The organism is Lawsonibacter sp., assembly GCF_022777125.1.
Classification (GTDB): Bacteria; Bacillota; Clostridia; order Oscillospirales; family Oscillospiraceae; genus Lawsonibacter_A; species Lawsonibacter_A hominis.
The window spans coordinates 1-10,220 of the sequence record NZ_JALFGV010000154.1 but is presented as its reverse complement, the minus strand read 5'-3'; the positions used below and the strand labels follow the sequence as shown (position 1 = coordinate 10,220).

8 protein-coding genes are annotated in these 10,220 nt (G+C 66.9%); 2 read left to right on the top strand and 6 right to left on the bottom strand.

The features are described 5' to 3' along the window. Positions 1 to 167 precede the first annotated feature (167 nt). The 6 genes from MR825_RS12600 to MR825_RS12575 all read right to left on the bottom strand — a co-directional run bounded on the left by MR825_RS12600 (position 168) and on the right by MR825_RS12575 (position 5,814). On the bottom strand, positions 168 to 989 hold the full coding sequence (locus MR825_RS12600) for an Mrp/NBP35 family ATP-binding protein (RefSeq protein WP_186908400.1): 822 nt from the start codon (positions 987 to 989) through the stop codon (positions 168 to 170). Between the two features lie 97 nt (positions 990 to 1,086). Continuing rightward, positions 1,087 to 2,031, bottom strand: coding sequence for a uridine kinase family protein (locus MR825_RS12595; protein ID WP_186908401.1), 945 nt, complete (start codon positions 2,029 to 2,031; stop codon positions 1,087 to 1,089). A 1-nt stretch (position 2,032) separates the two neighbouring features. Then, complete coding sequence (gene hemZ, locus MR825_RS12590) at positions 2,033 to 3,529, bottom strand: coproporphyrinogen dehydrogenase HemZ (protein WP_287881031.1); 1,497 nt, start codon at positions 3,527 to 3,529, stop codon at positions 2,033 to 2,035. A 75-nt stretch (positions 3,530 to 3,604) separates the two neighbouring features. Beyond that, positions 3,605 to 4,210 (bottom strand): MBL fold metallo-hydrolase, encoded by a 606-nt coding sequence (locus MR825_RS12585; RefSeq protein WP_287881030.1) that lies wholly within the window; start codon positions 4,208 to 4,210, stop codon positions 3,605 to 3,607. 79 nt (positions 4,211 to 4,289) lie between these two features. Next, a complete protein-coding gene (dtd, locus tag MR825_RS12580; RefSeq protein ID WP_186908404.1) occupies positions 4,290 to 4,733 on the bottom strand; it encodes a D-aminoacyl-tRNA deacylase in 444 nt (147 codons plus the stop codon). Between the two features lie 13 nt (positions 4,734 to 4,746). Continuing rightward, positions 4,747 to 5,814, bottom strand: coding sequence for an alanine racemase (locus tag MR825_RS12575; protein WP_186908405.1), 1,068 nt, complete (start codon positions 5,812 to 5,814; stop codon positions 4,747 to 4,749). 212 nt (positions 5,815 to 6,026) lie between these two features. Here MR825_RS12575 and miaB point away from each other — a divergent pair, with 212 nt between their 5' ends. Together miaB and mutS are read left to right on the top strand one after the other, a co-directional pair. After that, positions 6,027 to 7,436, top strand: a complete 1,410-nt coding sequence (gene miaB / locus MR825_RS12570) for a tRNA (N6-isopentenyl adenosine(37)-C2)-methylthiotransferase MiaB (RefSeq protein WP_287881029.1) — start codon at positions 6,027 to 6,029, stop codon at positions 7,434 to 7,436. Between the two features lie 158 nt (positions 7,437 to 7,594). Further along, positions 7,595 to 10,189, top strand: a complete 2,595-nt coding sequence (gene mutS, locus MR825_RS12565) for a DNA mismatch repair protein MutS (RefSeq protein ID WP_287881028.1) — start codon at positions 7,595 to 7,597, stop codon at positions 10,187 to 10,189. The last annotated feature ends 31 nt before the right edge of the window (positions 10,190 to 10,220 follow it).

Below are 10,220 nucleotides of genomic sequence, written 5' to 3'. Positions count from 1 at the left end.
CTGCACGTGTGGAAGCACAATAACCTTTTGTCCATTTTCGGCGGCACCATACTCTACATGGTGCTGGTGCAGGCCGTGTTCGTGTAGTGGAAGAAGCCTGGCGACGGACGCCGGGAGGCGAAAACAGAGGGGCGGGTCCGCCGTGATGGCGGGCCCGCCCCGGTTGGTTATTCGGCCAGGTCCCTGGCTACGGCGGAGAGATAATTGGGCGTATAATCCTCGATCCTGCCCGCGTCGCAGGCGGCGGCCACGCCGGGGTCGATGGGCAGGCGGGCCAGGACCCTCAGCCCCAGCTCCCCCGCCACCTTGTCGATGCGGCTCTGGCCGAAGATGCTGTGCTCCTTCCCGCAGTCGGGGCACTTGAAGTAGCTGTAGTTCTCCACCAGACCCAGTACGGGGATCTTCATCATCTCGGCCATCTTCACGGCCTTGGTGACGATCATGCTGACCAGGTCCTGGGGGGAGGTGACCACGATGATGCCGTCCACGGGCAGGGACTGGAAGACGGTCAGGGGCACGTCCCCCGTTCCGGGGGGCATGTCCACGAACAGGTAGTCCAGCTCGCCCCAGATCACGTCGGTCCAGAACTGCTTCACGGCGCCGGCGATGACGGGCCCGCGCCAGATGACGGGGTCGGTCTCATTGGCGGTGAGCAGGTTGAGGCTCATGATCTCCACGCCGGTCCTGGTGACGGCGGGATAGATGCCCAGCTCGCTGCCCTCCGCCCGGGCGTGTACGCCGAAGGCGGTGGGGATGGAGGGGCCGGTGATGTCGGCGTCCAGTACGCCGACCGTTTTGCCCAGCTGCTTCATGGCCACGGCCAGAGAGGACGTGACCAGGCTTTTGCCTACGCCGCCCTTGCCGCTGACCACGGCGATGACCTTGCCGATCTTGGACAGGGCGTTGGCGGGCGCCTGGAGGCTCTGGGGCTCGGCGCGCTCTGTGCAGCTTTCGCCGCAGGAGGAGCAGTCATGGGTGCATTCGGACATGGGAGATTCCTTCTTTCCTATCTTGTTTGAGCCCGCCGCGGCGGGCGGTGCGGCGGTGACGGGCCCCAAAGGGCCACGCTTCCCGCCGGGGGTCGCATCAGTAGCGGTAGCTGCCCCCGCCGATAAATTCCCGGATCAGGGAATCGGAGGCGACCAGCGCGGGGTCCACCGGTTCAAAGTACGCAAAGGCGCTCACCAGATCGTGAAGCTCCCGATAGCGCGCGTTTTCGGGGAGGACCAGGTCCACCGCCTGACGCAGGGGCGCGGCGTAGTTGGCAAAGACGCTCACCTCGTAGCGCAGGGAGGAGTCGATGACGATCTTGGCCCGGCCCTTGAAGGGGGAGATATACGCCTTTTCCCCCCGGCGCACGTTGTACCACATGGACAGGGTCTCCCCCAGGTCGGTGCCGCGGAAGTTGAAGTCCCGCACCGCCCGGCGGGCCAGGCGCATCCAGGTGCCCTTAAAGCGCAGCGTCTCCCCCTCCAGAATATTGGAGCGGGCGGAAATATACAGCGTGGTGGCCTCCGGGTGGCGGCCGGCGATGTCGTCGTTGAGGGCGTGGATGCCCTCGAAGATGGCGATTTCGTTCTGGTCCAGCTTGAGCAGGGAGCCCCGGCTGTCGTTGCGCATCTGGCGGGCGAATTCAAACTTGGGCACCACCACCCACTCGCCCCTGGAGAGCTTGGTAAAGGTCTCGTCCAGCAGGTCCATATCCAGCAGGCGGGGGGACTCATAGTCGATATCGCCCTCGGGCGTGCGGGGGGCGGTCTTCCGGTTCAGGGTCTTGAAGTAATTGTCCATGGAGATGGTGTGGGTGTTCACCCCGCGCCGTTCCAGCTCCTGCTCCAGCTTGAGGGCGGTAGTGGTCTTTCCCGAGCCGGAGGGGCCGGAGAGCAGGACGATGGGGCTGTCCTTCATCCGCGCCAGGATGGCGTCCACGGCGGTATTGATGCGCTGCTGGTAGTGGGCGTCGCACTCGGCCAGAAAGGCCACGGGGTCTTTGCGGAGCTTGTCGTTGATCTCGTTGAGCTGATAGGGCATACTACCCCTCCTTATTTTGATTCCATGCCGCAAAAAAATCCGCCACGCGGGACTTTTCCCGGATCATTTGATCCAGGCCGCGCAGATACTCCTGGGGGTACTTGGCGTTGGCGATGCGCTCAATGCGTCCGGTATGGGGGTCCACCAGCTTGGTCACGCCGCCGCCGCCCAGTGAGACGATGGTATGCAGCTCCTCCATCATGCAGATGTTGTACAGGCTCTCAAAGCCCGGCTTGGCCCAGCCCACGTTCTCAAAGGAGCCGGACATATATTTCTGCCGGTAGAGGTAATAGGGCGTCTGGCGCGCAGCGCGCAGCGCGCTCCAGGCGTAGTCCAGCATGGACCCCACATCCGCTCCCGAGGGCAGCGCGCCCCCCTCCTCCATCAGCCGGGAGCCCTTTTTCAGGGCCAGAGTATGCACGGTGACATTTTCCGGGCCCAGGGCGAGCACCTGCTCCAGAGAGGCCCGGAAGCCTTCAGGCGTGTCGGCGGGCAATCCGGCGATCAGGTCCATATTCACGCAGGGGATCCCGTGCTCCCGCGCCAGGGCGTAAGCGCGGTGGGTGTCCTGGCAGCGGTGGGCGCGGCCCATGGCGGCGAGGACCCGGTCGTCCATGCTCTGCGGGTTGACGGAGATGCGCCCCACCCCGCGCCGCGCCAGCACGGAGAGCTTTTCCGCCGTGATGGTGTCCGGCCGCCCGGCCTCCACCGTGTATTCGGTGCAGCGGGAGAGATCCACGTGCTCCGCCAGGTGGCCCAGCAGGGCGTCCAGCTGAGGGGCGGACAGGGTGGTGGGGGTCCCGCCGCCGAAGTAGACGGTGCGCACCCGCAGGCCGGCCCGCTCCAGCATGGCCCCTGCGGCGGAGATCTCCCGGTGCAGGGCCGCCAGAAAGGGGTCGATCAGCCTGAGGGCGCGCCCGACGTCGGCGGAGACGAAGGAGCAATAGGCGCAGCGGGTCGGACAGAAGGGAATGCCCACATAGAGGGAGACCTCGTCGCGTCTCAGGCTGTTTTGGGCGGCCAGGCTGGCCCGGGCGCAGTCCATGGCCAGCGCGCGCCGGGGGGCGGACACCCGGTAGGTGTCCCGCAGCAGGGCCTCCGCCTGGGCGGGGGAGGCCCCCTGCGCCATGGCCCGGGCGGGGATCTTCACGGGGCGCACCCCGGTCAGCGCCCCCCAGGGGGGCTCGCGTCCCAGCGCGCGCACCCCCGCGTCGTAAAAGGCCAGCTTTAAGATCCGCTGGAGGGCCCGGCTGTCGGCCAGGCCGCCGGTGAGCTCGGCAGACGAACAGCGCCGGACGGCGGCGCAGCGCTTCCCCCGATAGGAGAGGCGCGCCGTGGCCGTGGCCCAGACCCGCCCCCGGAACAGGGACAATTCCAGCGCGTCCTCCCCCGCTGCGGGCGGGGACGCGGGATACTCCGGCCGCTGGCCGGGAAACAGGGTCAGCAGCATTTGCTCGGCGGCATATTTGTAGTCGTGGCCCTTGAAATAGAGCTTCATGGCCGCCTCCGGTCCGTTGGCCGCGTTTGCCCGGCGGCAGATCGGGACGGGCGGCTTCTCCCATAGCGCCTCATATCAGCCCTCCAGGGCTTCCATCAGGTAGTAGTTGCTCCTGCGCTCCCGTTCCAGGGTGGAGACGTCCATGTGGCCGGGCAGCACCTGATAGTCGCCGCTCAGCTGCCCCAGGCGCCGGAGGGAGGCCAGAATGGCCTCGTAGGAGCCTCCGGCGAAATCGGTGCGGCCCATGGAGCCCTGGAAGAGGGTGTCGCCGGTGAACAGCGCGTCCCCCGCCAAAAGGGTCACCCCGCCGGGGGTGTGGCCCGGGGTGTGCAGCACGCGCACCGTCAGGGAGCCCACGGTGAGGGCGTCCCCCTCGTCATAGGGCACGGTGGCGCCGATGGGGGGAAAAATGTCGCTTCCCAACAGGGCGGCGTCCGCCGGGTGCAGGTAGACCGGCACGCCGGGCAAGGCCTGCCGCAGCTCCGATACCGCCCCGGTGTGGTCAAAATGGGCATGGGTGAGCAGAATGGCGCGCACCGTCATCCCGTCGGCGCGCAGCTGGGCCAGGATACGCCCGGCGTCGCCGCCCGGGTCCACGACGGCGGCGGCGTTGGTGCTCTCGTCTTCCAGCAGATAGCAGTTGGTGCCCATGGCGCCAACCGGCAGGGCTTTGATTTGCATGGCTTGTTTCTTCCTTTCTTGCCGCCGGACGGCTGTGTCCTTCGGTACCGGGGGTGAGACCGGGCGCCTGGGACGCCCGTCACATCTGGTCGGTGTCCAACAGAATGGTGACCGGCCCGTCGTTCTGCGAATAGACCTGCATGTCGGCGCCGAATTCCCCGTGCTCCACCGGAAAGCCGCGGGCGGCGCACTCGGCCATGAATTTCTCGTACAGGGGGACGGCGAGCGCGGGCTTGGCGGCCCCGGTAAAGCCGGGGCGGCGGGACTTGGTGTCGGCGTAGAGGGTAAACTGGCTCACCACCAGCAGGCTTCCCCCCACGGCCTCCAGATTCCGGTTCATCTTCCCGGCCTCATCCTCAAAGATGCGAAGGCCGCAGATCTTGTCCGCCAGACGGACCGCCTGGGCTTCGGTGTCCGCGGGACCCACGCCCAGCAGCACCAGGAAGCCCTGGCCGATCTCGCCGTTCACTTTGCCTTCAATGGTGACCTTCGCGTTTTTTACGCGGGTAACGACAGCGCGCATAGACTTGTTCTCCTTATCGGTATTCTCGTGTAAAGCCGCGGGCGTAGAGCGGGTCGATGTCAAAGACGGCCGCGTCCCCGGCGGCGCATTTCAGCTCCGTCACGTCCACGATGGTCTCGATGGCGCCGATGCGCCCGATGATGCGGGCCTTTTGGCCGTTGATGCGCACGGTCTGCTTTTTGGCGCTGCGCCACCGCCGCAGGGTGGCCCAGAGTCCGGCGTCCCGCGCGCGGCCCACGCCGAAGCCGTTCTGGTAGCCCACCGGCAGCACCGCCACCCGGGTGGGGTGGCGCAGGGTCACCAGCTGCTCGTTGCCCACCGTGTGGCCGCGGGGAAGCCACCGGGTCTCCTCGATGCCCACCTCGCCGTAGCCCACCTTCAAAAGACCGTCGCCCCGGCTGCGGCGGCAGCGGCCCATCAGGGCGGAGCCCGCCCGCACCGCGTCCAGCCGGGCAAATTCATAGTGCATCAGGGCGTAGGAACCGGCGGCGTGGACGACCCCGGTCTCGAAGCCGGCGGCGCGGATGGCCTCCACCACCTGCTGGAATTCCTCCAGCTGGGGCGCGGCGTCCCGGCCGTCCCGTTTTGTGGCGTGGATCTGCGTATAGACACCCGAGATCGCCACGTTGGGCAGGTTGCGGTAGGCGGAGAGAATCTTGTCCGGCTCGGCGGCCAGAAAGCCCCCGAAGCCCATGCCCGTGTCGATCTGGATATGGGCCTCCGCCACGGTGGAGCGGGCCTCCGCCACGCCGTTGAGGGCCATGCCCGTATCGGCCGAGCCGATGGTGCACACCACGTTCAGGTCGATGAGCTGTTCCAGCTCCTCCCGGTCGGTGGTGGGGCGGAGCATCAGGAGCTCCTCTTCCACCAGCCCGGCCTTGCGCAGGGCGGCGGCCTCGGCGGGCTCGGACACGGCGAAGCGGCCCACGCCCTCCTCCCGCAGCAGCTGGGCCAGCTCCGTGATGCCAGCGCCGAAGCCGTCCCCGGTGAGCACGGCGTAGATACACGCCGATCCGGCCCGGTCCTTGACCACGGTGATGTTATTTTTGACCGCTTCCCGCTCGATGACCAGCTTTTTCATGGCATGGCCGCCTTTCCGTTCAGACTGCGCGCCGCCGCCGCGCCCCTGCCGCCGCGCGCGGCAGGGCAAATGCGGCAGGGGGTCCTTCGCGTGTTTGAAAGCATTATATCACTTCTGTAAATAGACCGTCAACGAAAAGGGGTTGCCGCTTGTGTTTTTCCGGGAAAGATGATACAATTTCAGAGATTGAATACCGTTTTGGAGGAACCGTTTTGAACCGAGAGACGACAAGAATCGCGCCGGAAGACATCGCCCGCCAGCGGGAGTTCTGCGCCCTGCTGCACGAGCGCAGCGCCGCCCGCCCCACGCCGCCCCTGGCCTTTGTGGACACCTACGGCTGTCAGCAGAACGAGGCCGACTCCGAGCGGCTGCGGGGCTACCTGTCCGAGATGGGGTATCAGTTCACCGATCAGGAGGCGCAGGCCGACCTGATCCTCATCAACACCTGCGCCATCCGGGAGCATGCGGAGATGCGGGCGCTGGGCAACGTGGGCGCGCTGGTGCACACCAAGCGGGCAAAGCCCGGCCAGCTGATCTGCGTGTGCGGCTGCATGGCCCAGGAGCCCCATGTGGCCCGGAAGATCAAAGCGTCCTACCGGCAGGTGGACCTGGTCTTCGGCCCCCACGCGCTCTGGCGCTTTCCGGAGCTGCTGTACCGCCTGGTCACCCGCCGGGGGCGCATCTTCGACATCGCGGACGAGCCCGGCTCCATTGCCGAGGGCATTCCCCTGGTGCGCCAGGACGGGGTGAAGGCCTGGGTGTCCATCATGTACGGATGCAACAACTTCTGCTCTTACTGCATCGTGCCCTACGTCCGGGGGCGGGAGCGCAGCCGGGAAGCGGGGGCCGTTCTGGACGAGATCCGGGCGCTGGCGGCGGAAGGCTATCGGGACATTACCCTGCTGGGCCAGAACGTGAATTCCTACGGGAAGGACCTGGGAGGGGGCATGGATTTTGCCGACCTGCTCGCCGCCGCCAACGATATCCCGGGGGACTTTTTGCTGCGCTTTATGACCAGCCACCCCAAGGACGCCTCCCAGAAGCTTTTTGAGACTATGGCCCGGTGCGAAAAGGTGGCCCCCCACTTCCACCTCCCCTTCCAGTCGGGCAGCACGCGGGTGCTGCAGGCCATGAACCGCCGCTATTCCAGGGAGGGGTATCTGGAGCAGGTCCACGCCCTGCGGGCCCTGATCCCCGATATCGTGCTCACCTCGGACGTGATCGTGGGCTTCCCCGGCGAGAGCCAGGAGGAATTTGAGCAGACGTTGAGCCTCATTCAGCAGGTGCGCTTCGACGCGCTGTTCACCTTCCTCTTCTCCCCCAGGGAGGGCACCCCCGCCGCCGCGCTGCCCGACCCCATGCCCAAGGAGCAGAAGGCCGCCAACTTCCAGCGCCTGGTGGAGGAGCAGGACAAGATCAGCGAGGAGCGCCACGCCGCCTACGTGGGCAAAACGGTGCGCTGTCTCGTGGACGGGGCGGACGAGAAGGGCCTTACCGCCCGCACCCCGGGCAACCGCCTGGTGCGCCTGAGCGGGGACAGGGCCCTGATCGGGCGCTTCGTCCCGGTGAAGGTCACCGGGGCCAACAAGTGGTCCCTGACCGGGGAAGCGCAGCCGGACTGAGCGCCTGCCCCCGCGGCGGCCGCCCGGGCGAGATCCCCTTGAACGACCAAACGGCCCCCTGTGGGAAAGCGCCCTGCCCGGCGAAACGACCGCTCCCCCATCCCAAGGTCCCCCGTCCACCAATCCAGGCGTTCAGAGAAAAAAGAAGGAGACACCCCATGGCCGAACTGACCCCCATGCGCAGGCAGTACAAAGAAATGAAGGAGCTCCACCCGGACTGCATCCTGTTTTTCCGTCTGGGGGACTTTTACGAGATGTTTGACGAGGACGCCCTGCTGGCGTCCAAGGAGCTGGAGCTGACCCTCACCACCCGGGACCGGGGCAAGCCGGAGGAGGAGCGCACCCCCATGTGCGGGGTGCCCTACCACTCCGCCGACGCCTATGTGGCCCGGCTCATCAGCAAGGGCTACAAAGTCGCCATCTGCGAACAGATGGAGGACCCGGCGCTGGCCAAGGGGCTGGTGGAGCGGGAGGTCGTCCGCATCGTCACCCCCGGCACGGTCATCGACTCCAATATGCTGGAGGAGGGGCGCAACAACTACATCTGCGCCATCTGCCGGGATGCGCAGGGCACGGGGGTGTGCTTCTGTGATATCTCCACCGGCGAGTGTACCGCCGCCTCTTTCGCCGGGGACGGAGGCGAGCACCTGTACAACGAGCTGGGCCGTTTCTCGCCCCGGGAGGCGGTGCTGTCCGATGAGGCGTGGTCCGACCCGGCGCTGCTGGCGTTTCTCCGGCAGCGCCTGGAGTGCCGCTGTGAAAACGGCGGCGGGGAGCGCTTCCGGCCGGAGCGCGCGCGCAAGCTGGTAAACGACCAGTTTCCGGAGGGCGCCCGCGCCCTGCCGGAGGGGGACGGCCACGCCCTGCAGGCGGCGGGCGGCCTGCTCTCCTATCTCTATGAGACCCAGAAGACCGACTTGTCCCACATCTCCGCGCTGGGCTACCAGACCACGGGGCAGTACATGGAGCTGGATCTGACCGCCCGGCGGACCCTGGAGCTGACCGCCACCATGCGCTCCGGCGAGAAGCGGGGCAGCCTTTTGTGGGTGCTGGACAAGACGAAAACGCCCATGGGGCACCGGCTCATCCGCGCCTGGATGGAGCGCCCTCTGCTCTCCCCCGCCGCCATCACCCGCCGCCTGTCCGCCGTGGAGGACCTGGCGGGGGACGCTGTGGGCCGGGAGGAGCTCGCCCTCTGCCTCAAGGAGGTGGGCGATCTGGAGCGGCTCATCGGCCGGATCGTATACGGCGCCGCCGGCTGCCGGGACCTGGTGGCCCTGGCCGCCGGCCTGGGGCGGCTGCCCCGGCTGCGGGAACTGCTCGCCCCCTATCCCTCCGCCCTGCTGGCTTCCCTGCGGGAGGAGCTGGACGACCTGGAGCCGCTGCGCGCGCTCATCGGCGCCGCCGTGGTGGACGAGCCTCCCTTCTCCGTGCGGGAGGGCGGCTTTATCCGCGCCGGATACAACGCCGATGTGGACCGGCTCCGGGACGTCATGGTCAACGGCAAGGGCATGGTGGCCGCCATTGAGACGCGGGAAAAGGAGCGCACCGGCATCAAGAGCCTGAAGGTGGGTTACAATAAGGTCTTCGGGTACTATATCGAGGTCTCCAAATCCTATTACGATCAGGTGCCGGAGGACTACATCCGCAAGCAGACCCTGTCGGGCTGCGAGCGCTACATCACCCAGGAACTCAAGGACATGGAGCATACCATCCTCTCCGCCCAGGACAAGATCACCGCCCTGGAGTATGAGCTGTTCTGCGCGGTGCGGGAGCAGACCGCCGCCCAAGTGGGGCGCATCCAGCGCTCCGCCGCCGCCGTGGGGCAGGTGGATGTGCTGGCTTCCTTCGCCGCCGTGGCCGACGAGCAGAACTACTGCAAGCCGGAGGTGGATCTGTCCGATACCGTCGAGATCACGGAAGGACGCCACCCGGTGGTGGAGCGGATGCTCAAGACCAGCCTGTTCGTACCCAACGACACCCGCATGGACAGCCGGGAGAACCTGGTGGCCATCCTCACCGGCCCCAACATGGCGGGCAAGTCCACCTACATGCGCCAGGTGGCCCTCATCGTGCTCATGGCCCAGATGGGCTGCTTTGTCCCGGCCCGACGGGCCCGCATCGGGGTGGTGGACCGGGTGTTCACCCGCATCGGGGCCAGCGACGACCTCTCCGCCGGGCAGTCCACCTTTATGGTGGAGATGACCGAGGTGGCCGAGCTTTTAAAAAACGCCACCAGCAAGAGCCTGCTGATCCTGGATGAGATCGGACGGGGCACCAGCACCTACGACGGCATGTCCATCGCCCGGGCAGTGCTGGAGCATTGCGCCGACCGGCGGCGCCTGGGGGCCAAGACCCTGTTTGCCACCCACTATCACGAGCTCACCTGTCTGGAAGGGCAGATCCCCGGCGTGAAAAATTACAACATTGCCGCCAAGAAAAAGAAGGACGACATCCTCTTCCTGCGCAAGATCGTCCGGGGCGGGGCCGACCAGAGCTACGGAATCGAAGTGGCCAAGCTGGCCGGAGTGCCCGACCGGGTCATCCAGCGGGCCAGGGAGATCCTCTCCGAGCTGGAGCGCGACGGCTGCGTCCGGGGCGCCGCCGACGCCGCCGCGGACGGGGACGGGCAGGTCTCCCTGCTGGACCTGGGGGCCAGCCAGGCGGCGGAGCGCCTGCGCAGGGTGGAGGTCGATACCATGACGCCCATCGAAGCGATGAATCTTGTGTTCGAGCTGAAACAGCTGCTGTAACGGGACGAGAGCCGTGAAAAGAAGGAGATGA